General features: G+C 44.4%; 21 protein-coding genes. 3 read left to right on the top strand and 18 right to left on the bottom strand.

The window, feature by feature from the left end:
* Positions 1–12: 12 nt before the first annotated feature.
* The 4 genes from C6P39_RS09760 to C6P39_RS09745 form a co-directional block, all read right to left on the bottom strand.
* Entirely contained in the window at positions 13–2,502 is a 2,490-nt protein-coding gene (locus C6P39_RS09760; RefSeq protein ID WP_104803634.1) for a glycoside hydrolase family 38 N-terminal domain-containing protein, read from the bottom strand.
* Entirely contained in the window at positions 2,502–3,338 is an 837-nt protein-coding gene (locus tag C6P39_RS09755) for a carbohydrate ABC transporter permease (protein WP_104803633.1), read from the bottom strand. The genes C6P39_RS09760 and C6P39_RS09755 overlap by 1 nt, the downstream gene beginning before the upstream one ends.
* 46 nt (positions 3,339–3,384) lie before the next feature.
* Entirely contained in the window at positions 3,385–4,284 is a 900-nt protein-coding gene (locus C6P39_RS09750; protein ID WP_158661519.1) for a carbohydrate ABC transporter permease, read from the bottom strand.
* Between the two features lie 87 nt (positions 4,285–4,371).
* A complete protein-coding gene (locus tag C6P39_RS09745; protein ID WP_104803631.1) occupies positions 4,372–5,670 on the bottom strand; it encodes an ABC transporter substrate-binding protein in 1,299 nt (432 codons plus the stop codon).
* A gap of 351 nt (positions 5,671–6,021) precedes the next feature.
* Between C6P39_RS09745 and C6P39_RS09740 the strand changes: the two genes are divergently transcribed.
* Both C6P39_RS09740 and C6P39_RS09735 read left to right on the top strand, forming a co-directional pair.
* Positions 6,022–7,092 carry a uroporphyrinogen decarboxylase family protein gene (locus tag C6P39_RS09740; RefSeq protein ID WP_104803630.1) on the top strand — a complete coding sequence of 357 codons (1,071 nt, stop codon included), beginning with the start codon at positions 6,022–6,024 and terminating at the stop codon, positions 7,090–7,092.
* 28 nt (positions 7,093–7,120) lie between these two features.
* Positions 7,121–8,167, top strand: a complete 1,047-nt coding sequence (locus C6P39_RS09735) for an aldose 1-epimerase (RefSeq protein WP_104803629.1) — start codon at positions 7,121–7,123, stop codon at positions 8,165–8,167.
* On the opposite strand, the gene C6P39_RS09730 is transcribed toward C6P39_RS09735, so the two are convergent.
* The 11 genes from C6P39_RS09730 to C6P39_RS09675 all read right to left on the bottom strand — a co-directional run bounded on the left by C6P39_RS09730 (position 8,133) and on the right by C6P39_RS09675 (position 19,859).
* Positions 8,133–9,467, bottom strand: a complete 1,335-nt coding sequence (locus tag C6P39_RS09730) for an MATE family efflux transporter (RefSeq protein ID WP_104803628.1) — start codon at positions 9,465–9,467, stop codon at positions 8,133–8,135. The genes C6P39_RS09735 and C6P39_RS09730 overlap by 35 nt on opposite strands.
* 140 nt (positions 9,468–9,607) lie before the next feature.
* Entirely contained in the window at positions 9,608–11,584 is a 1,977-nt protein-coding gene (locus C6P39_RS09725) for an NAD(P)/FAD-dependent oxidoreductase (RefSeq protein WP_104803627.1), read from the bottom strand.
* Positions 11,585–11,812: 228 nt separating this feature from the next.
* Complete coding sequence (gene rbr / locus C6P39_RS09720; protein WP_104803626.1) at positions 11,813–12,349, bottom strand: rubrerythrin; 537 nt, start codon at positions 12,347–12,349, stop codon at positions 11,813–11,815.
* 119 nt (positions 12,350–12,468) lie between these two features.
* The gene (locus C6P39_RS09715) at positions 12,469–13,011 is read right to left on the bottom strand and encodes an NADH peroxidase (protein WP_033141649.1); all 543 of its coding nucleotides are present in this window, start codon (positions 13,009–13,011) and stop codon (positions 12,469–12,471) included.
* A gap of 103 nt (positions 13,012–13,114) precedes the next feature.
* Positions 13,115–13,522, bottom strand: a complete 408-nt coding sequence (locus tag C6P39_RS09710; protein ID WP_104803625.1) for a Fur family transcriptional regulator — start codon at positions 13,520–13,522, stop codon at positions 13,115–13,117.
* 630 nt (positions 13,523–14,152) lie between these two features.
* On the bottom strand, positions 14,153–14,968 hold the full coding sequence (locus C6P39_RS09700) for a MurR/RpiR family transcriptional regulator (RefSeq protein ID WP_104803624.1): 816 nt from the start codon (positions 14,966–14,968) through the stop codon (positions 14,153–14,155).
* Positions 14,969–15,036: 68 nt separating this feature from the next.
* Entirely contained in the window at positions 15,037–15,924 is an 888-nt protein-coding gene (locus tag C6P39_RS09695; protein ID WP_104803623.1) for an ROK family protein, read from the bottom strand.
* A gap of 172 nt (positions 15,925–16,096) precedes the next feature.
* Positions 16,097–16,549, bottom strand: a complete 453-nt coding sequence (locus C6P39_RS09690; RefSeq protein ID WP_104803622.1) for a YhcH/YjgK/YiaL family protein — start codon at positions 16,547–16,549, stop codon at positions 16,097–16,099.
* Positions 16,550–16,581: 32 nt separating this feature from the next.
* Entirely contained in the window at positions 16,582–18,105 is a 1,524-nt protein-coding gene (locus C6P39_RS09685) for a sodium:solute symporter (RefSeq protein ID WP_104803621.1), read from the bottom strand.
* Positions 18,106–18,199: 94 nt separating this feature from the next.
* Positions 18,200–19,129, bottom strand: coding sequence for a dihydrodipicolinate synthase family protein (locus C6P39_RS09680; protein ID WP_104803620.1), 930 nt, complete (start codon positions 19,127–19,129; stop codon positions 18,200–18,202).
* Between the two features lie 31 nt (positions 19,130–19,160).
* Positions 19,161–19,859: an N-acetylmannosamine-6-phosphate 2-epimerase gene (locus C6P39_RS09675; protein ID WP_104803619.1), complete on the bottom strand. Its 699-nt coding sequence runs from the start codon at positions 19,857–19,859 to the stop codon at positions 19,161–19,163.
* A 353-nt stretch (positions 19,860–20,212) separates the two neighbouring features.
* Here C6P39_RS09675 and nagA point away from each other — a divergent pair, with 353 nt between their 5' ends.
* Entirely contained in the window at positions 20,213–21,316 is a 1,104-nt protein-coding gene (gene nagA / locus C6P39_RS09670) for an N-acetylglucosamine-6-phosphate deacetylase (protein ID WP_104803618.1), read from the top strand.
* 75 nt (positions 21,317–21,391) lie between these two features.
* On the opposite strand, the gene C6P39_RS09665 is transcribed toward nagA, so the two are convergent.
* The 3 genes from C6P39_RS09665 to C6P39_RS09655 are packed head-to-tail and all read right to left on the bottom strand — an operon-like array spanning position 21,392 to position 25,172.
* A complete protein-coding gene (locus C6P39_RS09665; protein ID WP_104803617.1) occupies positions 21,392–22,156 on the bottom strand; it encodes an SDR family oxidoreductase in 765 nt (254 codons plus the stop codon).
* Between the two features lie 26 nt (positions 22,157–22,182).
* Positions 22,183–24,336, bottom strand: a complete 2,154-nt coding sequence (locus tag C6P39_RS09660) for a glycoside hydrolase family 3 C-terminal domain-containing protein (RefSeq protein WP_104803616.1) — start codon at positions 24,334–24,336, stop codon at positions 22,183–22,185.
* Between the two features lie 14 nt (positions 24,337–24,350).
* Positions 24,351–25,172, bottom strand: a complete 822-nt coding sequence (locus C6P39_RS09655) for a carbohydrate ABC transporter permease (RefSeq protein ID WP_104803615.1) — start codon at positions 25,170–25,172, stop codon at positions 24,351–24,353.
* Between the last annotated feature and the right edge of the window lie 19 nt (positions 25,173–25,191).

Raw genomic sequence — 25,191 nt, 5'->3', positions numbered from 1 at the left:
GTTTTATGATCGTCAGATATCTTCAGATGAAAAAGTTACTGTTTTAATATCACCGTTTAATAAAGAAAGGTCCTCATCCGAGACATTTCCAAGTAGATCTACAGAAGTCAGCGGTATAGGATTCTGGCTGGTGGTGATGGAAATCGTGCCCGGAGCATTGCTCACAGAGAAAAATCTGGCCGTATAAGTACCATTATCTTCACCGAAAACGGAAAGGATTCCATCCTCTCCCACTTTCAGAAGGTTTCCTGATGAAGGAAGTTCCGGTTCTGAGGTAGTCACAGATGCCGCATAAAGAGGATGCTGGCAGGACCAGGATTTTTTATAAAAGCTGTCATCTTCCGTAACAGAAACTCCACAGTAGCTGGTCAGATGGAAATAGAACTCCTGGCGTCCGTGATTGGAGATCGTCACATCGGAATCTCCGCAGCTTTGTACTGTACGGATCAACACAGCTTCGATTTCATTTTCTTTTTTAAAGGCAAAAGAAGAATGATTTGTACTGATACTGACCCCGCTGTTGTTTTGTTCTAAAGCAAACCATCCCTGGATTTCTCTGTATTCTGCAAAAAGAGCATCTGTGATCTCATCATGAGGGTTGGCAGGGCTGGCTCCTTCCATAAAATGGCCAAATTTCTGAATGCCGTAGGGAACGCCGTAGTACAGGCTTTCCAGACCTGTATCCAAGCCCAGATGCATCCTAAGCTGTACATCTTTCATTCCTGTCCAGTAAATAACAGGTGTGAACGTAATCTCTTTATCCAGATTGCTGAGAGTCACTGTAAGCTCTACTTTTGAATTGCAAATTTCCGTAGTGACACAAACCCAGGCAGACAGATCATTTTCACCATATGTAATGGTCTTTACAGCGTCTTTAGTGGACCCTATAAGAGGTTTTTCGTAAAGCACCTCATGGACATCCACAGAAGTATCCAGAAAGGCATCTATCATACCGATGGATGATCCCCCGGTCAATACCTTATCCATATCTTTGTCAAGGATCCCCGTGACAGCTCCCAGATCTTTGTCTACGGTAATTTTGTAATAGCTGTTCTCCATGATGATCTCATGTTCTGTTTCCTCTATATTACCGGCTGTATTGCGGGCTGAAGTATTAATAAGCTGAAAACGTCTGTATCCCATAGAAGGAACAGATGCCTCAAAATAAGAACCTTCAGATGTTGTTACGATTGGAAGGCAGTTGCCTTCCGGATCTACCGCAGCACGGGAATCGGATAGATCTTCCTGTAGAAACACTTTGCCGCTTCTGTTCCAGTTGAGAGTATTAAAGACGACCAGATCCCCGCTGCTGCCAATCTTGGCGGCAAGCCGGTCTGTGCAAAAGGAAATAATAGAATCCACAATCTCCATTGCACACGTCTTGTACACATGACGGTCAAAATCTGAGGTAATTCCTCCAATTCCCCCATAATTATGATCCTGTGTGGTCACCTGAAGCCTCCAGGCAAAATCAATCCATTCATTTAATGTGGAAGGTTCTGTCTTCTTATCAAAATAGTTGCGGATTGCATGGGAGCTTGCAGTTTTCTTAAACGGATGGGAAATTTTTAATCCGGTACAGTCAATCCCTTTCAAACGGCACAACGCCAGCAGTTTTTCCGCATCACACAGACGGGCAGACAGCTCTTTGTCCTGATGGAAGGAGGAAACGTTAGTTGCCGAACCGTAAGTTCCCCAACGGCAGGGACTTTCTCCAAAATTACAGGGCAAAGTAACTTTCGGCATCTTTTCCAGGGTATCATAGGCATTTCCAAGGACCAGCTCATATGGATGATCTCCCCTGTTATAGTCTTCCAGCATTTTTGTCAGATTGACCCGTTTGTCTTCTCCGTTTATAAAAGTATCATAAGGGCCCAAATCCCCTGCTGAACAACTGATTAGGACCTTATCACTCTGTATGGCTTTCTCCACTGTTGGGATATTCTCCATAAGTTTTTCAAAATCGTAATAAGTATAGTGGATGGGATAACTATAGGCAGTAACAGCACTTTCGTTAAGTGCCTTCCAGCGGAAACGTCCGCCGTCATAGTATCCCCTGGCAAAAATATAATACTCCACACCTGCTTTTTCACAAATCTGAGGTGTCTGTTCTGTAAGTCCCGGTAAATCAGGATGCGTTGCGATCCTGGTATCATGTCCGGTCAATTTTTTCAGCAGCTTTTTACCGTACTGGACATTGCGGACCAGGGATTCCCCGTCATGATGATTTTCCAGCCGGTCACTGTAGCATGCTCCCACCTCAAGCTGGCCTGTTTTCAAAAGTGATTTGACCAATTCTGTTTTTTCCGGATACTTGTCCAGATAGTATTCAAGAAAACGTACAGATTCAATTATAAAATATTTTTTTTGATCAGCTCCCAGATCCTCGATTGCATCATTCAGAATTTTGGAACCGTCTGACATACATTGTTCCATGGAGCCCATCCAGAACAGATCCAGATGTGCGGAATGTGTTACATATATTTTTTTTCTACTTTGCATCAGCCTTTTACACCTCCGGTGAGATTATTAACAAACATTTTTTTGGAAGAAAGGAACAAAATGACCACCGGAATGGAAATGACTACCGCTCCTGCCATGATGCCGCCCCAGTCCGTACCATGGGCTCCCTGAAAACTGGTGAGGGCCATGGATACGGTGTACAGCTCCTCCTGTGAAATAAAAGACACTGCCACCAGGTACTCCTGCCACACGGTTATGAACACAAAGATTGCAGTGGAAACGATACCGGGTGCGGCGAGAGGAAATACAATATAAAACATGGTCTGCCAGGAATTACATCCATCTATACTTGCCGCCTCTTCCAGGGAAAAAGGAACATCCTGAATGTAGTTTGTCAAAAGGACTACAGCAATAGGGAACGCAAGTCCCAGATAAGTGATAAACAGAGACGGCAGGGTATTGATCAATCCCATACGGCTCATGATCAGGTAAAGTGGAATAATATAGGCCACCATAGGAATGAACTGCGTCAGAAGGACCATGGCATTTAATGTGTTTTTGCCTTTAAATTTTTTTCTTGCAAACGCGTACGCCATCAGAAGGCCTACCAGGAGGCTGATGATCAAAGTTACAAATGTGACGATCAGACTGTTTTTCAGATTAAGCAGCAGATCTACTTCAGTAAAAGCATCCACATAATGGGAAAATGTAAAGGTCCTGGGAATCACAGAGCTTGTCGTGGACAAAATCTCCTTATCCGTCCGCAGGGATGTAGAAATGATCCAGTAAAGCGGAAACACCAGAAACACAAAAAGTCCTATATAGATGAGATACCGAAAAACCGTGTATCCCTTTTTTTCTTTCATATAGTGCATAAAGGCTCCTCCTATAAAACAATGCCGGAACAGTTAATAACCGGCATCAAGAACTGATTTTTTTGCGGGCACCGCTTAACAGTAAATTGATGAATACCACGATCAACAGCAGTATAAGGATCATCATAACTGCAAATGAGGATGCCATAGAGTAGTCATAGAACTGGAAGGCTTGTTTCTGGAGCAGAACGGGCAATGTCTCCGTTGCGCCTGCAGGTCCTCCGCCTGTCATCACATGGATAATACCGAAAGCATTAAAAGTCCATACAAAACAAAGTGTGGCTACAGAGATCAGAGCAGTGGTAATATGGGGAAGTTCAATATCCCTGAAAACCACAAACCGGTTGGCCCCGTCTATGACCGCAGCTTCAATCTGCTCTGCGGAGAGTGTCTGAAGCTTGGCATAAACAGTGATCCCCACAATAGGAAAACTTCTCCAGACATTTGCCATCACAGTGGCCATCATAGCGCCAAAATCACTGGAAAAGATATCTGCGCCAGGTGTGATGATATGTAGAAATTCCAACAACTTGTAGTATGGACCGGTCTGATATGACAGCAGCAGCTTCCATGTGTATCCGGTTACCACTTCCGGCAGAATCCAGGGAAGAAGCAGGAGTGCCTGAAAGATGATCAAACCTTTCAGCCTTTTTGAATTTTGTATAAAAGCAGCAGTCAATCCCACCACCAGCAGGAGTATCAGATTCAGTACAACCCAGATAAAACTTTTCATAAGCGCTTCAAAAAATGTCTTATCATGCAGCAGTTCCTTGTAATTTTGCAGGCCAATAAATGACTTATCTGCATTTAACAAAGAATAATCCGTAAAACTATAATAAACGTTCTGTATAAACGGCATAAAAATAATAAGCATAAGCAGAAGGATTCCAGGTATCACCAACAAATAGGGGAAAAGTCTGCCGCTTTTTTTATACTTATGTTTCAAAGTTCCCACCTCCGCAATTTTCATAGGACTTCAGGAGACGGCCGCCGCTTTTTCATGGGCGGCCGTCTTCATATTCAAAGAAAACGTCTACTGGTTCTTGTCCAGCAGCGCCTGAACACTTTCCTGCGCCTGTTTACACGCATCATCCACGGAAACTTTTCCGTAAAGAACATCATTCCAATAAGTATTGAATTCTTCCACAACGGCATTGAGGTTAGCTACCGGAATCTCCGGAAGCACTGAAGACTCCATCTGCTTACGGAAGGCATCATATTTTTCATCTGTATAAGGAGCGATCTCAAATGCCTTGTCCATCGTGGGAAGCGCAGTTGCGGCAAGTTTTGCCATTGGTTCTGCTGATGTGGTGAGATATTTCATCAAATCCCAGGCTGCCTCTTTGTTTTTGGAACCGCTTCCAATCGCCAGGTGATATCCCCCTGAGGTAGATACACTGCCTTTTTCTCCCGCCGGAATATTGATCAGTTCATAAGTAAAATCCAATTCCGGAAGAAGGGAATATTCCCATGGCCCAAATATGTACATTCCCGCCTTGCCTGATGCGAATACTTTTCGTCCGTCGTCCTCTGTCATAGTCAGGCAATCCTTAGGCATATAGTTGAGAAGTTCCAGATTGAAATTCAGGTAATCTTTCATTTCCGGAGTGTCTATCTTTGCAACGGCCTTATCGCCTTCCAGCTCATAAAGAGTTCCCCCTCGTCCCATCAGGAAAACTCCCTGCTCATATTCCGGAACATAGGCACTCCTTGTCATGGAATTTACAAAACCATAATTGCCGTCTGCCGTCATAGCCGCTGCGGCCTTCAGCATTTCATCCTGTGTTGTAGGATACTCCTGTCCATATTGTTCAAACAGATCTTTATTCACTGCCATGACCCGCGTATCGGTATTGATGGGAACAGCATATTGTGTCCCGTCAAAAGTGCAGGATTCCACCAGCGAAGGGTAGAGGATCTCACTGTAGTTGATTCCATCTTTTTCCGTATACGAATTTAATGGCTCTAAAATACCTGCTTTTGAAAAGGCAAGCGTATCTACATGATTGACAAATATCAAGTCATAATCATCATTGGCCTGGTGTGAGGCCAGAACTTTCTGGTTCATGGCAGTAAAGTCGGCAACCTTGACAAGTTCAACCTCCACATCTTTGTGTTCGTCAAGATATGGCTGCATCGCTTCTTTTACATGTTCATAATCAACTTCCTGTACAATAAAATTCAGTGATACGTTACCTGCTGCTTCTGCCTCATCCTGGGCTTTGTTATCTGTACTGCTTCCGGAACTTTCTGCCGGTTTGCTTCCGCAGGCTGTAAGGGATGCCAACAGAGCTGTTGTCATAAAGATACATAACATTTTCTTGTGTTTCATTTTTTCCTCCTTCTGCTTTTCAGCATATACACTTGTATTGTTTTTAAGTTTCCGTTAAATTGCACAACAAATACGTGATATATGTCAACGCAATTGTATTAAATTACAAGCTCATTATAGGCATTCAAAAAATATATTGCAATCATATCCATACGCCGTACAAAATTAACATTTTTCCAAAAAATAGCTATATATAGTCAAAAAACAAAATTATCAATTTTATACGGTGTATGGATGTGATTGCGGGATGAATTTGATAATCATATAATCCAAATAGAAACAGATATGTTCTGTCAAAATAAAAATGAAGAAACGGCGGAAACCATATTTATGAAAAGGAGAAGGTAACGTATGAAGAAAATGACGTCATTAGAAAGAGTGCAGGCTGTTCTCGCAGGCCAGACACCTGACTGTCTGCCTGTAATTCCCCAAGGATTTATGTTCAGTGCAAAAACAGCAGGCTACAATATCGGAAAAATAAACAGGTGTCCTGAAAAAATGGCAAAAAGCCATTGTATCAGCCAGGAAAAATATGGATATGACGGATGTGTTATTGATGTGGACGATGCAGCTCTGGCCGAAGCTTGTGGAGCCAGGGCGCTTTTTCGTGATGATAATGTAGCTTGTGTTGATGAACATCACCCTGCTGTCAATGACTTGAGGGAAATTCCCGATCTGAAGATACCAGACCCTAAAAAGGACGGAAGACTTCCAGAATGGCTGGAAACTACCAGCAGAGTGACAGAGGCCATCGGTGACCATGTTTTTGTCATGGGACGTGCGGATCAGGGTCCCTTTAATCTGCTGAGTCTTTTAAGGGGAACCCAGGATTTCATGATGGATCTTCTGACAGAAGATGAAGAAGTTATTTACGAGGCAATGGATTGGGCTGTAAAAGTACATATAAGATTTGCCAAAGCCCAGTTGGAGGCAGGTGCACATGCTACCAGCATGGGAGATGCCTACGCCAGCCCCAATCTGATCTCACCGGAATTATATCGGAAATATGCATTTCCATATGAAAAACAGACGGTAGAAGCACTGCAGGGTTATCAAAAACCATACTCCATTCATATCTGCGGAGATACTACAAGTATTATTGAGGATATGGGAAAGACAGGGGCCGGGATCTTGGAAGTTGACTGGAAACTGGACATGGGAAAAGCAAGAAAGCTGGTACCGGACCATGTGGTATTGATGGGAAATATTAATCCCAGTGACCCCATGTATCTGGGAACACCGGAAAAGGTCCTGGAACAGTGCAGAAATGTCATAACTTCCACAAAAGGACGAGGATTGATTTTAAGTTCAGGCTGTGCTCTGGGCGCCAACACCAAACCTGAAAATGTGGAGGCACTGATAAGAGCCGCCAGAACTTTTGGCTCCTATGAACAGTTAAAAGAACTTTCCTGCGGAAAATAACAACCAATGTAAAAAATGGGGGAAAACTATGAATTCCAGAAATTATGGCTGCCGTATCACAACGGATATAACAATAAAAGGAAACAGGGCAGTCGTGATGGAAAACCAGATGCTGCGGCTCACCATTTTAACAGAACGCGGGACAGATATCATTGAGCTGCTGTACAAACCCCTGGATATTGATCTGATGTGGCGTTCCCCGGTCCGTCTCCACCACAAATCTGATTATATTTCCACCACAGGCAACAGCCTTGGCAATTATCTTGACCATAACTCCGGAGGCTGGCAGGAAATCCTGCCCAACGGCGGAAGTGAATGCTTTTATAAAGGAGCCTGCTTAGGCATGCATGGAGAAATTTCAAATATTCCCTGGGAATTCCAGGTCATTCGGGATGAAGAGGATGAGATAGCTGTGGTATTCTCTGTCAGCACCCTGCGTTCTCCTTTCCGGCTTGAAAAGAGGATCACCCTGAAGGCCTTTGAAAGTGTGATCTATCTGTCAGAGAAACTGACAAACCTGGCAAAAGAACCTATGGAATTAATGTGGGGACATCATCCAACAGTGGGAAAACCGTTTCTGGATGAAACCTGCATGATCAGCACCAATGCAGTAAAAGGTTTCACACTAAAACCGCAGGATTTTAAAAACCAGAGGCTGGAACCTGACAGTGAATTTTTATGGCCCCTGTCAAAGGCAAACTGCAAGACGGTTGATCTGTCTGCAGTTCCTCCGGCCAACGAGGGAACTGCAGATATGATATATCTAACCGAATTTCCCAAACATGCCTGGTACAAGGTATCCAGTAAAAAACTGGGATTATCTTACGGTCTCAACTGGGATGGAGAGCAGTTTCCATATCTGTGGATGTGGCTCATATGCGGAGGAGCAGATGGGTATCCGTGGTACGGCAGAACCTATAACCTTGCCCTGGAGCCCTGGACAAGCTACTCTTCCAAAGGACTGACAGGCGCCATAGAGAACAAAAGTGCACTCAGAATGAAAGCCAATGAAGTGATCAAGACAGAACTGGCTTTCCGGATCACAGAGTGCTCTCCCTCTTCCATACACCTGTAAAATAGAAAAACAGGGAAATACCCGTACCGATCATCCATCCCGCCGGCCAGGACATCCAGATACCTGCTGCACCAAAAGGAACGGATAGTACAAAAGCCAGCGCTACCCTTAGGACCAGGTCCGTAAATGTGGAGATCATAAAAGCTTTCATACTGCCGGAGCCTCTGAGTACCCCATCTGCTATGAGTTTTAGAGATATGATCATATAAAAAGGAGACACGATCCGCAGAAATTCCACGCCTACCCGGGCAGCAGACTCACCGCCTTTACTCATAAAAAGCTGAATAACAGATGGCCCAAAGATAAAAAACAAAAGAAACGCAGGCAACGCCACACACAGGACCAGCCGTACGCCGGCCCGGAACCCCTGGCTGATGCGCTCTGTTTTCCCCGCCCCTGTATTCTGCGCCGTAAAACTGGACAGACCATTTCCAAGTGTTGAAAAACAGGTGATGGCAAAAGTATTTACTTTCATTCCAGCCGAATACCCGGCAACCACTGCAGAACCGTAACTGTTGATCAGGCCCTGGACAAAGAGATTTCCAACCGATATAAAACTCTGCTGCAGAATACTAGGCACTGCCACCCTGCTTATTTTTCCCACCATGCTCCAGGAAAATTTTTTATAAGGTTCCGATGTCTTTACACTATTCATCCTTCTCATCAGTGTTACAAGCGCCAGCAGAGATGAGACACCCTGAGCCAGAAATGTAGCCCACGCTACACCCGCAACGCCCATATGAAAGGTTATCACAAACACCAAGTCCAGCACAATATTACCCACAGACGAGGCAATGAGAAAGTACAGAGGCGTCCTGGAATCCCCCAAAGCGGTAAAGACACCGGTACATATATTATAGAGAAACAGAAAGATAAGGCCGCCTATATATATGTTAAGGTATAGGGCTGAATCTGCAAAGATATTCTGCGGCGTATGCATAAGCCGCATCAGAGGACTGCTGAACAGAAACCCAAATGCGGACAAAACCACAGCAATACCCACAGTGGATATAAGGGATGTACTGACACAGCATTTCATCTTCCCGTATTCCCTGGCTCCAAAATACAGGGAAATAACAACAGAACACCCAATGTTCAGTCCCGTAGCAACTGCCATGAAGATCATGGTAATAGGGTACGATGCCCCTACTGCTGCCAGCGCATCCACTCCCACAAATTTTCCTGCTACAATACTGTCCACAATATTATAAAACTGCTGGAACATGACACTGACCAGCATGGGAATGGTAAAGCGCCACAGTACATGAAATGGCTTTCCCTCTGTCATATCTGTAATCATTCGTATCTCATCCTTTCCTTTTTGAGCTTAAATACGTCCTTAACCATTCTATCACCGGAATAAAATACTTGCATTACGAAATATGACATTTTTTTATCTATTACTATTCAGCCCCTTCACACTTCCAAAGCAGAATATGCTTAAGCATTGCGGCCTGCAAAATAACCGCCGGTTGTGGCTTCACGTATTCTTCCTGTCTTTTTGCAGTCTCCAACGGCTATAAAATCTATTCCCAAATCATAGCAGGTATCCCGCAGCCTGTTTGTTTCTGAATCTTTTGGCCGCACACCCGCTGCAATGAGGACGGAATCTGCTGCCAGCATTCTTTCTTCTCCGTCTTTATTTTTTACGATGGCGCCCTCCTCTGTGATTTTCATACAGGAACAGCCTGTCAGCACCGGAATATTATAGTATGCTATCTTTTCATCTATCATCTGCTTCAGTCCACTGTCAGCCTCCCCTGCAATACTATCGGTCATTTCTACGACAGTGACATTTTTCCCGTCCTGGGCAAGGGCAATGGCCTCCTCACATCCCATAAGGCCCCCGCCGATTATCACTGTTTTATTTCCCGGAACAGCTCCTGACTGATGCATAGATGCAGCGTACAATACATTGTTATCAGCAATCCCTTCAATAGGCGGAATAAACGGCTCCCCGCCTATGGCGCCTATAACCAGATCCGGTTCTGCATTCCGGATCAGTTCCGGGGTCACAGCGGTATTCATACGCACTTCAACCTGGCTGTTTTCGATACGGCTGATAAGCGAATCCCTGAACTTACGGATATCCTGCTTAAATTCAATATGATCAGAATAACTGAGTGTTTTTCCAAGAGAATCACTTGCCTCACATAAGATTACCTTGTGGCCCCTCTCCAGTGCACCTAAAGCAGCCTGCATTCCTGCAGGACCGCCGCCTGCTATCAGAATCTTTTTCTCTGCTGTTTTAAAGGAATTCTCCCGGGCAATTTCACGAAGCCTTCCCATAACAGGATTCACAGAACAATATACCACCCCGTTTGGATATGGTACATAAGGGATAAGTGCACCGCTGTTACAGCGCATACAGCGGATACAGTGGGCAATTTCATTGCTCTTTCCCTTCAATGCCTTTTTAGGAAGAAATGGGTCTGCTATCATTTGACGTCCCATAGCAACCATATCCACCTGTTCTTCCTCCAGCAGTTTCTCCATCTCATCCGGATCCGACAATCCTCCGATACCTGTAACAGGTACACTGACTGCTTTTTTTATGGCTGCTGCATATGGTATGTTTACTCCATTTGGAAAAAACGGCCCTGGAAACATACGCACCATAGTGGCTGGGTCATGGAAACTTCCCACAGATACATGGAATGAATCCACCCTGCTCTCGATCATATGGGCAAAGACTGCCATTTCTTCCTCTTCCAGACCTCCCTCAATAAGCTCTGAACCTGAAATACGATATTCAATGGGAAAATCTCTGCCGCAGCGTTCCCTCACTCTATCCAAAACCATAATAGGGAATCGGGCACGGTTTTCCAGACTCCCCCCATATTCATCTGTCCGTTTATTATTTAATGGTGAAAGGAATTGGTCTAAAAGCCATCCGTGACCTCCATGTATCATTACCATATCAACGCCTGCAAATTTCGCCATAAAAGCCGCCTCTGCATAGGCGTCGGCAATCTCATTCATCATCTCCTCTGTCATTTCTTTCACTTTGGCACCATAATGATTGACTGACGGGGACGGCCCCCACACCTCCCCGTTATCAGGAAGATAAGCAGGATGTGCTCTTCTGCCGGAGTGTACAAGCTCTATCGATACAAACGTGTCATACTGATGCACACCGTCAACCAGCCTTGTCAGGGACGGCAGAAGGCCCGGATCATCCAGATGAGCCATCCGCGGATGACATGCATCCGTACGTGAATGGATTCCGGTCTCCCCTATCGTAAGAAGTGCCGCACCACCTCTTGCCAATGTGGTATAGAAATCAATGTTATCCTGTGCAAAATACCCCTTTTCCTCCCCACGTCCGGTGATTGTCATGGGGGACACGCAGATTCGGTTTTTTAATGTCAGCCGGCCAATCTTTATGGGGCTGAATAAATGTGGATAATGCTTCATAATTCCCTCTCCTTTTGTAATACCTGCTTTTTAACCGTACAGCAGAATTTGTATAACTTTATCGTAACTGTTCGGTACCCTCACAGTTACATAGTTATACTTTATCTTACACCAGAAAAGGTGGAATAACAACAAAATAGAAAACAGGTCCCGTACTTTTTACCAATAAAAAGAAGGGCCAAACGGCCCCTCCCTAATTGTTATGTGAATGATACAAATGTGAGGAAATTAATAATTCTCTACTTTTCTTTCAAAGTATGCCTTCGGATGAGCACATACCGGACATACTTCAGGAGCTTCCTCTGCCTCGTGTACATAACCGCAGTTTCTGCACTTCCAGCCTAAAGGAGCATCTCCCTTAAAGGTTTTGTCAGTTTTATAACTTTCAAGGAGTTTTTTATAACGTCTCTCGTGCGCAGCTTCCACTTTTGCAACACCTTCAAATTTTACTGCCAGTTCTTCAAAGCCCTCTTCTCTGGCTTCCTGAGCCATACGTGCGTACATATCTGTCCACTCGTAGTTCTCACCTGCAGCTGCGTCTTCCAGGTTCTGCGCAATATCATGGATTCCATGGATCTCTTTGAACCACATTTTAGCGTGTTCTTTTTCCTGGTCTGCTGTCTCCAGATATAAAGATGCTAACTGCTCATAACCGGCTTTCTTTGCTGCTGATGCATAATATGTATATTTATTTCTGGCCTGTGATTCACCGGCAAATGCATCCCATAAGTTTTTCTCTGTTTTTGTTCCTGCGTACTTTGACATAATAAAACCCTCCATAAGATTCTGAAAATAACGACTATTTATTTTCTTTAGCAGAACCGGCCATCCGCCGGCTCTGCCAATTGGTTGCTAATAGATAAATACCAAAACTTTTATATGGATTAGCCGAAGTATCTCTTTAACAGGCCTTCAAATGCTTTTCCGTGACGAGCCTCGTCTCTAGCCATCTCATGTACTGTATCATGGATCGCATCCAGGTTAGCAGCTTTTGCACGTTTTGCCAGGTCAAATTTACCAGCTGTTGCTCCGTTCTCAGCAGCAACACGCATTTCCAGGTTTTTCTTTGTGCTGTCTGTTACAACTTCGCCTAATAACTCTGCGAATTTAGCAGCATGCTCTGCTTCTTCATAAGCAGCTTTCTCCCAGTATAAACCGATTTCCGGATATCCTTCTCTGTGAGCTACTCTAGCCATAGCCAGGTACATACCAACCTCTGAGCACTCGCCTTCAAAGTTAGCTCTTAAATCAGCGATGATATCTTCGCTTACGCCCTGAGCTACTCCAACAACATGCTCTGCTGCCCAGCTCATTTCGCCGGCCTGCTCTGTAAATTTATCAGCACCTACGCCACATACCGGACATTTCTCCGGAGCTGCATCACCTTCATAAACATATCCACATACACTACATACAAATTTTTTCATAATACTCATTCTCCTTTTTTCATTAAAATTTTGTTATTTATTAGTTTCTTTTTTGATAACAGTAATGATTACTGTTTTAATGTAACATACTTGACAATTTTTGTCAACTAGTTTTTTTAATTTTTTTTGATTCCAGACATTCTTTACAAACTCCGTAAAAAGTAGTCATATGACCTGTTATTTTACCGTCAAAGCTCTCGGCCACTTTCTCCTTCATACAGTCAAATTCGTCTGCCTCTATGTCTGTGATACTGTGACACTGGGTGCATATAAAATGACTATGAGGTTTTGTATTGCAGTCAAATCTGTCCGGCCCATCTCCTGTTGTTATCTTGGCGATCTCGCCTAAGTCAACCAAAAGAGATAAGTTCCGATATACTGTTCCAAGACTGATATTCGGAAAATCGGCTTTGATTCCTGCATATACAGTATCGGCCGTAGGATGCTCCTTGCTGTTCATAACGAACTCGCGGATGGATTCCCGCTGACGGCTGTACTTCAATGTTGCCATCGCACCCTCCTTTCAATAACAATAATTGTTACTGATATAACTATATAATACTTAACAATTTTTGTCAAGTATAAATTTATAAAAAAACCGACTCTTTTTTCAGCCGGCTTTTGTAGAATACTTATGAATCGTTTTTTTGTATATATTTTATGCTGATATTGCCTATTGTATACCTTATAATGAATATGCTGTCGATCCTTTCCAGCGGGAAGGAGGTGATCTTGTTGGACTACATAATTAGTTTTATAATTTCGGTCATGGCCGGTATTGTCACTTACTTTATCGGCAAATGGCTAGTACAGCATTGCGTAAATAACTGTGATATAGTGCTTGATATCTGCGTCAGGTGTGCGTCCATGAAGCGACGGAGTAGTGGACCCTACGCCTAGCTTCGTGGGCGTGCTCCTGGCGTAGATAGCGAGTGCTATATCACAGGAATTTACGCAACGCTGTACTAGACCGAAATAAAGACAGCTAGCCAAAGTGAACCCCCACGGAAGGGCACTCCGTGGGGGTTCTTTTCTTGTTGGATTACATAATTTAATTTCTTTCACTTTTAATAATATCCTTTTTTTCTAAAAAAGTCAATACCTTTTTGCAACAAATCACTTTGCACAAACACAAACCGCATCACCTGGCATCCAGCGCATTGAGTGTATACTCATGTATTGCTTCTCTCCTGAATTTATCCGACTCCAGTATATGGGAGAACAAAATATCCACCATAACTAATATAGGAAACTGTGGGGATATCGCCTTCCCCTTTTCCAGATTTTCCTTAACGGCAAACAAAAGTATCTCATCGCAGTAATCCAAAAATGTCTTATCCTTCCTGGATGTCATTAATAGGGTAGTGGCCCCTCTCTCTTTGGCTGCCTTCAGGGAAGTCATGACTTCCTCTGTCCTTCCGCTGACACTGATCCCGATAACAGCACAGTCCTCATCCAAAAGCACGGAGTTGATCTTCATGATATGCGTATCCGTCACTGCTTCCACGTTAACACCGATACGCATAAAACGAATCTTCATCTCCACGCCCACCAGACCGGAACTTCCCTTGCCATACACATATACCCGCTTCTTTTCGGACAATATATTGACAATACGCTTCATCTGCTCCTCATTCACCAGGGAATAACTCTTGTTTAAAAGTTCCTGGTAAGTATTCAGCACCATTTTGGTCTGGTCATTACTCACCGGGTAATTCCGCACGGTTCCCTGCTCATAACAAAAAAGAAACTCCCGGTATCCCTTATATCCACACTTTTTGGCAAAACGTGACAAGGATGCCTCTGACACGTACAGACGGCTGGAAACACTCTTGGAGGACAAATCCGTTTTCTCTGAATTATTGATAAAGAAATCAGCGATGGTCTTCTCCAAGGGTGTAAAGCTGTTATAGATTGATTCTATTTGAGGAATGATATTTTTTTCATACTGCTCCATTCGAGCACCTCCATTCTATCTGTCCCTGCGGCAGGCAGCTCTCTTGGACCGGACAGCTAAAATATCAGCTAAGAATGCCTTCCCCTAAAATGGTAAAATGCTCCCAGCATCCCTGCCTGATTTTTATTTACCGCAAAGGCCAGCCTGGTATGGGAAGCCACTGAGGGTATCAGATACTTATCCAGGCTCTTTCGGATCCGTTCATACAGATATTCCTTCTGGGCCATGATCCCGCCTCCCAGAACTACCACTTCCGGGTTGATCACATAACAGATATTGGCAATCCCCATTCCAAGCACATCCACCATCTCATCAATGGCACGGATACAGTCCGCATCCCCCTGCTTTGCATGTTCAAACACATACTTTCCGTCAATACTTTCAGGGCTTATCTTCTTGTATTGGGCTGTCTTCTTCACCAGGATACTGCTTGCACCCATATCCTGAAATTCGCCGCCCGGAAGATGCATATATCCGATTTCACATCCGCTTCCGGAAAATCCATGGAACACCTGGTTGTCGATCACAATAGCACCGCCGATCCCTGTCCCGATGGTAAGACACAGACTGATCCTGCTCCCTTTGGAAGCACCCGCAAAATTTTCCGCAAGCCCTGCACAGTTCACGTCATTTTCCACCTCACAGGGCAAATGAAATTTGTCTTCCAGAGTTTTTTTAATCTCTGTTCCCGTATATTCCGGAATCAGTGGGGCGGAATGCGTGATCCTGCCCGTTTCGCAGTCCACCATACCGGCTGTTGAGATACAGATACCCGCCGGCCTGTGATCTTTCAGGTAATCCTCGATGATCTTCACTGCTTTTTTCATGATTCCCGGTCCGCCATGCTGCATAGCCTCTGTGGGCATCTCACCTGCAGCAACAAATACCGCATCTTCCTGTATTATACCATACTTTATCGAAGTACCGCCAATATCTATACAAATATATTGCTTCATACGAATGCTCCTTATATTACTGTTCACTACCTTCACAGTTATCCTTTTCTTCCCCGCATTTTCCGCGGCATAAAAACGTGACAAAAGGGAACTGTAATGTCACATCCCCGCGGCCGTTACAGTTCCCTATATTGTACCATGAGTCTGCCCCACAGTCTTAAAGAATCATGGATTATTTGATTTTTATCTTAAATATGGCTTTCTTGATAACAGCCGGACCATCAACAGCAACCGCTGTCCTGTGGGCATCCTTTGGGTAGCAGAGAAGAAAATCGCCTTCCGTCAGAACCACATGGCTGTTAGGCTCACCGTCAAGAGGAAGAAAATCATCCTTCTCCACAAATTCTTTTTGTTCCATGTTATCAATAAAATTCACATCAATCTGTTCCGGGCCTCTCAGCATAAAATGCAGATCCAGGTATTGTCTGTGTGCTTCCCAGAAACGGTTCTCGGGTGTTGTAGTCTCATACTCTACAATATTCACAAACAGATCATCCCCGTCAATCTCGTGGCTGCCCTTCTCATATCCCTGCAGGTCATGTTCCTTTGCGTACCGGAAACATTTCAGCACTTCCTTTTCCAGCCAGGAATAATCCTTCAAATCTCTGATATTACCAAATACCATTTTGCTGCCTCCTTTGCAGAACAGAATCAGGTTCAGTTTTTGTAAATTGTTGTATGCGCAGCCGGTACGGAGTTATCGCCCTTAACTTTTCTGGAAATTATACTTGCAGGAAGACCCACAACCAGAGAAACCACAATAGAGATAATGGAGTAGGACCAGATAGAGATCGTCACATCCGGTGCCACAACCGGTACCACATATTTAATAGCCACCATAACAGCCGATGCTGCGATAAATGCACATACAGCGCCAAATGTATTGGCAACCTTGGTAAATGCGCCCAGGATGAACGTACCAACCAGGATACCAAGTACCAGACCCATAAATCCGTTAAACCATTCGTAAGCGGATTTCACACCGCCGTTAGCCAGGACCATAGCAACCGCAATGGAGAAAATACCTACCAGAAGAGATACATACTGTCCAATCTTTGTCTGTTTCTCAAAGCTCAGCTCTTTTTTGGAAAGACGAGCCTGAATATCCAGAGTCCAGCTTGATGCCACAGAGTTCAGACCGGTAGAAAGTGTGGACTGTGCTGCCGCATAGATCGCTGCCAGAAGCAGACCGGTAATACCAACAGGAAGCTCAAATGCGATCCAGGATGCAAAGATCTGGTCCTGCTGTGCTGCCGGAGGAAGCTGATTCCCCTGCACCTGATAGAATACATATAACCCGGTACCGATCAGGTAAAATACAGTGGCGATAAAAATAGACAGACCGCCGTTTGTCAGCATCATCTTATTCAGTTTCTTTGTATCTGTTGTTGTTGTGAAACGCTGTACAATATCCTGGCTGGATACATAGGAGCCCATAGTATTGAAACCGGCGCCCACGATCATCAAGAATACACTGTCTTTTAAAATATTGGCATTGAAGATAGGCTGATCAACTGCCAGGAACTTATGTCCTGCTGACATCTCATGGAAGATGGCTCCGATACCGCCGTCAAGATGGGCGATCAGGAACACCAAACCAAAGGTTACACCGACCAGAAGTACGGAACCCTGGATAAAGTCTGTCCAAAGTACGGATTTCAGGCCTCCTGTGTAAGAGTAAATGATCGCAATAATGCCCATGATGACAATCAGGATATTTACATTGATCCCCATGAGGCTGGATAATACCATACACGGCAGATACATGATAATGGACATACGTCCAACCTGATAAACAATGAACATAACAGCACCCAGGACACGCAGCCCCTTGCTGTTAAAACGCAGCTCCAGATAATGATAAGCCGTATCAATATCCAGCTTGCTGTAAATAGGCAGGAAGAATTTGATGGTAAGCGGAATAGCCAGCAGCATACCTAACTGGGCAAACCACATGATCCATGTTCCCGCATAGGAGTTTCCTGCCAGAGACAGGAAGGAAATAGGACTCAGCAGTGTTGCAAAAATAGATACGGACGTAACCCACCACGGTACCGTTCCGTCACTCTTAAAGTATTCTTTTCCTTTCATTTCCTTTTTAGCAAAATGAAGACCGGCAAATAAAACGGCTGCCAGGTAAACAATCAAAATTGCCAGATCAATATAAGTAAAACCTTGCATCTGTTACCTCCCTCTAATCCTGTAACAGTCCGGTCACCCGGACGGTTACCTAATCTTTTTCTGTATCCCTTTGTAACGATTTTGTCTTTTGCTTTTATGCCAGGTATCTTTCTTTCGCAGCTTTTACCATCTCAGCAGCCTCATGTGCAATCGCCACATCTGCTTCCTGAAGGTTCTCCAGCGGTTCACGGACACCGCCGATATTCACGTTGTCATTTGTGCGCAGGATCTCTTTTGCCACAGCATACATATTTGCACGGCTGGAGCACATTTTGTAGATGATTTCATTGATGGCATACTGCAATTCACAGGCTTGTCCTTTTTCCCCTGCTTCAACCAGTTCATTCAATTTCAGGAACAGCTCCGGCATAACACCATATGTTCCGCCGATACCGCCGTCAGCACCGATGGCGCGCCCTGCTACAAACTGCTCGTCCGGACCGTTGAAAACAACGAAGTCATCTTTTGCTGCCAGACCTGCTGATTTGAACATCTGGATATCCTGTGTGGGCATGGAAGAGTTCTTAACAGCGATCACTCTGGGGTTTTTCATCATCTCTGCAAACAGGCTCATAGTCAGAGCAGTACCTGCAAGCTGCGGAATGTTGTAGATCACGAAATCTGTGTTGGGAGCAGCATCACTGATCGCATTCCAGTAAGCGGAGATAGAGTATTCCGGCAGACGGAAGTAAATGGGAGGAATGGACGCGATCGCATCTACACCCACACTCTCAGAGTGTTTTGCCAGCTCCACACTGTCTTTTGTGTTATTACATGCCACATGGTTGATAACAGTCAGTTTTCCCTTTGCCACTGCCATTACATTTTCAATGATGAGCTTTCTCTCTTCCACGCTCTGGTAAATACATTCACCTGAAGAACCATTGACATACACACCTTTTACGCCTTTGTCAATAAAATACTGTGTGAGGGCCTGTACACGCTCTCCGCTCACATTTCCTTCCTCATCATAACATGCATAAAATGCCGGGATAATTCCTCTGTACTTATCTAATCTACTCATTGCTGTGACTCCTTTCATCTTCCTCTTTTATTTACTTTTCCAGGGTTGCCATCACATCTGTGAAGGACTTTGTGATCAATTGGGGACGTGTGATAATAGACCCTACTACCACGCTGTAACATCCCAGCTCAACCACACGTTTTGCTTTTTCCGGTGTGTTGATGTTGCCTTCCGCGATCACGTGATGCTTTACTTTGCTTAAAATTGTGCGAATGATCTCAAAATCATTCTCTTCAATCCTGTCGCCCTTGCTGTGCTCTGTGTAGCCAACCAGTGTCGTTCCAATGAAGTCAAATCCAAGCTCGTCTGCGTGAAGCGCTTCCTCCACGGTGGAGCAGTCTGCCATCAGAAGCTGTTCGGGGTATTTCTTTCTGATCTCCGCATAAAATTCATCCAAAGTAACATTTCTAGGTCTCAACTCTTTTGTGGCGTCAATGGCAATGATCTCAGGTTTTACCTCCATCAGTTCATCTACTTCCTTCATGGTGGGGGTGATATAAACCTTGCTGTCATCATAGTCCCGTTTCACGATTCCGATCACAGGAAGATCCACATTTTTCTGAATTTCCGCTATATCCTCCTTTGTATTGGCACGAATGCCCATGGCCCCGCCTTCTTTTGCCGCTCTGGCCATTCTTCCCATAATAAATGAAGAATGCAGGGGTTCATGAGGGAGCGCCTGGCAGGATACGATCAAATGTCCCTTGAGCTTCTCTAAACGCTGATTCATAACTCTCTCCTTTCCGCATCTCGGCTTCTAATTGCTGCCTTCGCTTTGATTTCAGTATAGCATTTATGAAAATTTTTTCAATATTTTTTCCAATTCAGAAATTCCTTTCACACCAAATATCAACTTGCACAAATTTTAGCCGTGCCAAACCTCCGTTTTTTATTGATATTGACGTTTTATGAAAGTTCTTTCAATTTACACACCATACATTGAATTAACTTGTAAAGGGAATTATAATAGAAGCATGGTAACTGTTCAGTAACATCACATATTTTCCCAAAGAATTGCAAAAAAATACAAGGACAGGGAACAATTCATGTGATAGAGTGAAATCAGAAAAGGAGTGAAACCAGATGATAATAAAAAATGGATCAGTATTTCAGGAAGACGGCACTTTTGAAAAGAAAGACCTGTATGTAGAGAACGGAAAAATTGTATCTTCTATAGAAGAAGTGACAGACAGGAAAGAGATTGATGCTTCAGGCATGAAAGTCCTTCCCGGCGCTGTGGATATACACAGCCACGGAGCATTCGGACACGATTTTTCCGACGCGGATGTGGAAGGGCTTAAAACGGTCCTCCGTTATGAAAAATCCCATGGCGTGACTTCCTACTGCCCCACCTCCATGACACTGCCGAAGGAACAGCTCTTGGATATTTTCGCAACTGCCGTAAAGGCAGGAAATGCAGAAGATCAGGCAAGGATCGTTGGAATCAATATGGAAGGGCCTTTCATTGACCCGGATAAAAAAGGTGCACATGTAGAACGCCATATACGCAGACCGGATATCGGATTCTTCCGTGAATGCAATGAAAAAAGCGGAAATCTCATAAAACTCGTGACACTTGCTCCCAATATGGAAGGCGCCGATGAATTTATAGAAGAACTGAAAGATGAGGTTAAAATATCCATTGGCCATACCATGGCCGGGTATGACGCGGCACTGGCTGCTATGAAAAAGGGCGCCAATCATGTGACCCATCTCTTCAACGCCATGCCGGCATACGGCCACCGTGACCCGGGCGTTGTAGGTGCTGCCGCAGATGCAGAAAACTGTATGGTGGAATTGATCTGTGACGGAATCCACATTCATCCAAGCGTTGTGAGAAATACCTTCCGCATGTTCGGAAGTGAAAGAGTTGTGCTTATCAGTGATTCCATGATGGCAACCGGCATGGAAAACGGCACCTACGAGCTGGGCGGCCAGGAAGTCACCATGAACAACCGGAAGGCAACACTGGCAAACGGAACGATCGCAGGCTCCGCGACCAACCTGTTTGACTGCATGAAAATAGCTATGAAATTCGGTATTTCTGAGGCAGATGCCATCTTCGCCGCAACAAGAAATCCAGCCAAGAGCATTGGAGTCTATGACAGAGTCGGCTCTTTGACACCCGGAAAAGAAGCGGATATCCTGCTGGTGGATGACGTGTATAATCTGAAGAAAGTATTATAATAAATGTTCGAGAAATACCTCCTGGTATGCAGTCTTTGCTTACCGGGAGGTATTTTCATCATGATAGATACCCATTTATACACATGTGTAAGCTCCATCCACCACCACATCACTGCCTGATGTATACCCGGAAGCATTGCTGGCTAAATATAAAACAGCCGGAACAAGCTCCTCAGGCTTTCCCATTCTGTGCATGGGGATCAGCGGCATCCAGGCCTCTTTTAATTCTTTTGGGGTGTCCACTGACATTGGGGTTGCTATGTAACCGGGACTCAGACTGTTGACTCTTATATGATATTCTGCCCACTCCACAGCCAGTGAACGTGTCATATGTATGACTGCTGCCTTAGACGCATTATAAGAGCATTGCCACTGCGGAATGTTCACAATACTGCCGGACATGGATGCCATATTGATAATGCTTCCCTGTATCCCCTTCTCCATCATGATCTTCCCAGCTTCCCTTGCCACAATATATTCACCTGTGAGATTTACATCTACAACCCGCCGGAATTCTTCCACAGATGCTTCCAAAGTATCCTTATGCAGACATATTCCCGCATTATTAAAAACAATATCTATAGAGCCTGATCTCTCCACGATCTGCCGGAACGCCTCTGCCACACTTTCTTCGGAAGTTACATCCGTTTTGATATGATATCCCCTGCTGCCCGCATCAGAGATTTTTTTCAACGTATCCTCCGCCCCGCTCCTGGACAGGATGATAACCTCAGCTCCTGCCCTGGCTAATCCCTCTGCCACAACCTGGCCGATTCCCCGGTTTCCTCCAGTTACTACAGCCACTTTTCCCTTCAGACCAAATATCTCTTCCAAATACATCCGTCAAACCTCCCTTTTCCTGCTGGTCAATACGGTATCTTTGTTTCTTCTCCTGCCATCTCTATCTCACCTTCCCAGATCTCTTCGCCTGTAAGTCTCCTGCTTACCTCATCCGGCTGATGGCCTCCAATAAAAAGTTTAAATCTTCCAGGCTCCAGCACACAGGTTCCATCCTGCCGTATAACAGCCAAATCTCTTGCTCTGATCGTAAGCTCTGTTTGTCTTTCGGCACCTCTTTCCACCAAAACTCTTTTAAAGGCTGCTAACTGCAGTTTCGGTACATTTACGCTTGCCTCCTCATCATGTATATATACCTGAATGACAGCCTCACCGGAACGTTCACCTGTGTTTTTGACTGAAACTTCAAAATGAATATCTTCTCCCACTTTGATCTTTTTTGGGATTCCCCATGGTTCATACCGAAACTTTGTGTAGCTCAGTCCGTATCCAAATGGGTACATGGGTTCTTTTTCTAAAAATCTGTAGGTGCGTCCCCGCATATCATAACTTTCAAACGGCGGCAGATCTTCCGTAGTTTTTACTACGGTCACCGGCAGACGGCCAGAGGGATTATAATTTCCAAATAAAATATCAGCCACAGCACTTCCGCCCTCCTCACCGGGATACCAGGCTTCTAAGACTGCATCTGCCAGCGGTTCCTCCTTTGGTATACTTAAAGGACTTCCATTACATAAAATAAGAATGATGGGCTTGCCTTCCCCGGCAACAGCCCTTATCAATTCCGCCTGTCTGCCAGGAAGCCCAAGGGTATCCCTGTCACACTGGACAGCTCCTTCCTCCCCCTCTTCCCCTTCCAGAACAGGAGATAACCCCAGGCAAAGCACTGCAATATCGCTTTTTCTGGCTGCGAGCACAGCCTCCGGTATCAAATCTGTCTCACAGAGACTTCTGTACTCCTTTTTATAAAGGTCACAGCCCTCCGCATACAGAATCTCTATACCGCGTTTTTCTGCCTCCTCCTGCATCCCCCTCAGTAAAGTAGTGTATTTAGACGGTGTACCGGAATAATTCCCCAGTAAAATATCCTTTGAATCTGCATTTGGTCCAATGACTGCAATTTTTTTATATTTGTTTTCCAGAGGAAGTATCCCGTCTTTATTTTTCAGAAGAACTGCAGACTTCCTTGCAGTCTCCTTTGCCAGCTCACGAAATTCTTCACAATCCACTACAGCATCACTGATCTTGTGAAACGGTACATCCTCCACAGGATCAAACATTCCCAGGCGGATCCTCTCCTCCAGCAAACGCTGAACCGATGTATCAATATCTTCCTCTTTGACAAGCCCCTGATCCACAGCTTCTGTTAGATGTAAAAATGTAGTTCCACCATTCTGATCACATCCATTATTAAAAGCCATTGCTGCCGATTCCACCGGCGTCTGCGTGATCTTATGGTGCAGATGAAAATCATCAATCGCAAAGCTGTCTGACACCACATACCCCCTAAATCCCAATTCATCCCTCAGTATGTCCTTCAAGAGGTAAGAACTGCCTGAGCAGGGTGCCCCGTTTACCCTGTTGTAAGCCCCCATCACACATGCCACATCTGCCTCCCTGATACATCTGGCAAAAGCATAAAGATAAGTTTCCCTAAACTGTTTTTCATCAATGGCAACATCAATCTCATGCCTTAATTCATCCGGTCCGCTGTGCACCACATAATGTTTTACATTTGCGTCAGCCTTCCTGTATTTTTCATCCCCGCCCTGAATTCCCCGTATGAAAGCGATTCCAAGTTCCGCTGTAAGAAAAGGATCTTCCCCATAGGTCTCCTGTCCTCTGCCCCACCTTGGGTCCCTGAAAATATTAATATTCGGCGCATACTCCGTAATGCCTTTGTATATAGAGTTATCTCCTATACTCTGATACGCATTATATTTCCCCCTGATCTCATCCGAGATTGCCTCTGCCACCTTTTTCAAAAAATCCGCATCAAACATGGCTGCCATACCGATCGCCTGGGGAAATACGGTTGCGGTTCCGCACCTTGCCACACCATGAAGACACTCATTCCACCAATGATATGCCGGAATTCCCAAGCGCTCTATGGCAGCGCTTTTATATACAAGCTGAGAAACCTTTTCCTCTAAAGTCATCTGCTTTATTGTCTCTTTTGCCCGTTCCTCCACAGGCAGGTCTGTATTAAATAAAGGATCCATCTTCTACCTCCTCACTATCCCTTTACTGCTCCTGATGTCATACCCTCTATCACCTGTTTGTTAAAAACAGAAAATATAATGATACTTGGTAAAACGGTGACTGCCACAGCCGCAAACATGGCAACATAATTTGTGGAATACTGCCCTTTAAATGAATTTAATCCGATGGGAAGCGTCATTTTACTCCGGTCATTCAAAAATACCAGTGCATAATTCAATTCATTCCACATAGAAACAAATGTATAAATAGAAACTGTAGCGATTGACGGTTTTGCTATGGGTATGGTTATACGCAAAAACAAGGTTCTCATATTAGCCCCGTCTATAACTGCGGATTCTTCTATCTCTGCAGGAAAACTTTTTAAAAACCCTGTCATGATAAAAATGGCGATAGGCATCCCACTGGTGGTATAAGGAATGATCAGCGACAAATGCGAATTTATGATCCCCGCCTTTGAGAACATTAAAAACAATGGGATCAAAGTAGAGTGGATCGGTATCATCATACCCACCAGAAAAACCATCATGGCAGTGTTGGACAATTTCCATTTCAGCCTTGTAAGCGCAAACGCTGCGGTGGTACTCAGCAGCAAACAGAGAAAAAGCGCAGACACACATACAATAATGGAATTCAGAAAATATTGTCCGATATTGGCCTGTTTCCATGCATAGATGTAATTCTCAAAATTTATACTACCGGGCAGTGCCCACGGATTTTCAAACAACTCGCTATTTGTCTTAAAGGAGTTATAAAATACCCAAACCAGCGGAAATATAAAAATAAGGGTAACTGCTGACAGAACCGCATATTTAAAAATATTTGCAACCTTTCTCATATGTTCACCCTCTCCCACT

Source organism: Blautia marasmi (assembly GCF_900258535.1).
In the GTDB taxonomy this organism is placed as follows: domain Bacteria; phylum Bacillota; class Clostridia; order Lachnospirales; family Lachnospiraceae; genus Blautia; species Blautia hominis.
Note: the sequence above shows the minus strand (reverse complement) of the source record. Positions and strands in the feature narration are given on the sequence as shown.

Excerpts from the sequence above, each read along its gene's own strand:
- C6P39_RS09760 (WP_104803634.1), bottom strand. The coding sequence starts at position 2,502 with ATGCAAAGTAGAAAAAAAATATATGTAACACATTCCGCACATCTGGAT.
- C6P39_RS09755 (WP_104803633.1), bottom strand. The coding sequence starts at position 3,338 with ATGCACTATATGAAAGAAAAAAAGGGATACACGGTTTTTCGGTATCTC.
- C6P39_RS09745 (WP_104803631.1), bottom strand. The coding sequence starts at position 5,670 with ATGAAACACAAGAAAATGTTATGTATCTTTATGACAACAGCTCTGTTG.
- C6P39_RS09740 (WP_104803630.1), top strand. The coding sequence starts at position 6,022 with ATGAAGAAAATGACGTCATTAGAAAGAGTGCAGGCTGTTCTCGCAGGC.
- C6P39_RS09735 (WP_104803629.1), top strand. The coding sequence starts at position 7,121 with ATGAATTCCAGAAATTATGGCTGCCGTATCACAACGGATATAACAATA.
- C6P39_RS09730 (WP_104803628.1), bottom strand. The coding sequence starts at position 9,467 with ATGATTACAGATATGACAGAGGGAAAGCCATTTCATGTACTGTGGCGC.
- C6P39_RS09725 (WP_104803627.1), bottom strand. The coding sequence starts at position 11,584 with ATGAAGCATTATCCACATTTATTCAGCCCCATAAAGATTGGCCGGCTG.
- rbr (WP_104803626.1), bottom strand. The coding sequence starts at position 12,349 with ATGTCAAAGTACGCAGGAACAAAAACAGAGAAAAACTTATGGGATGCA.
- C6P39_RS09715 (WP_033141649.1), bottom strand. The coding sequence starts at position 13,011 with ATGAAAAAATTTGTATGTAGTGTATGTGGATATGTTTATGAAGGTGAT.
- C6P39_RS09710 (WP_104803625.1), bottom strand. The coding sequence starts at position 13,522 with ATGGCAACATTGAAGTACAGCCGTCAGCGGGAATCCATCCGCGAGTTC.
- C6P39_RS09700 (WP_104803624.1), bottom strand. The coding sequence starts at position 14,968 with ATGGAGCAGTATGAAAAAAATATCATTCCTCAAATAGAATCAATCTAT.
- C6P39_RS09695 (WP_104803623.1), bottom strand. The coding sequence starts at position 15,924 with ATGAAGCAATATATTTGTATAGATATTGGCGGTACTTCGATAAAGTAT.
- C6P39_RS09690 (WP_104803622.1), bottom strand. The coding sequence starts at position 16,549 with ATGGTATTTGGTAATATCAGAGATTTGAAGGATTATTCCTGGCTGGAA.
- C6P39_RS09685 (WP_104803621.1), bottom strand. The coding sequence starts at position 18,105 with ATGCAAGGTTTTACTTATATTGATCTGGCAATTTTGATTGTTTACCTG.
- C6P39_RS09680 (WP_104803620.1), bottom strand. The coding sequence starts at position 19,129 with ATGAGTAGATTAGATAAGTACAGAGGAATTATCCCGGCATTTTATGCA.
- C6P39_RS09675 (WP_104803619.1), bottom strand. The coding sequence starts at position 19,859 with ATGAATCAGCGTTTAGAGAAGCTCAAGGGACATTTGATCGTATCCTGC.
- nagA (WP_104803618.1), top strand. The coding sequence starts at position 20,213 with ATGATAATAAAAAATGGATCAGTATTTCAGGAAGACGGCACTTTTGAA.
- C6P39_RS09665 (WP_104803617.1), bottom strand. The coding sequence starts at position 22,156 with ATGTATTTGGAAGAGATATTTGGTCTGAAGGGAAAAGTGGCTGTAGTA.
- C6P39_RS09660 (WP_104803616.1), bottom strand. The coding sequence starts at position 24,336 with ATGGATCCTTTATTTAATACAGACCTGCCTGTGGAGGAACGGGCAAAA.
- C6P39_RS09655 (WP_104803615.1), bottom strand. The coding sequence starts at position 25,172 with ATGAGAAAGGTTGCAAATATTTTTAAATATGCGGTTCTGTCAGCAGTT.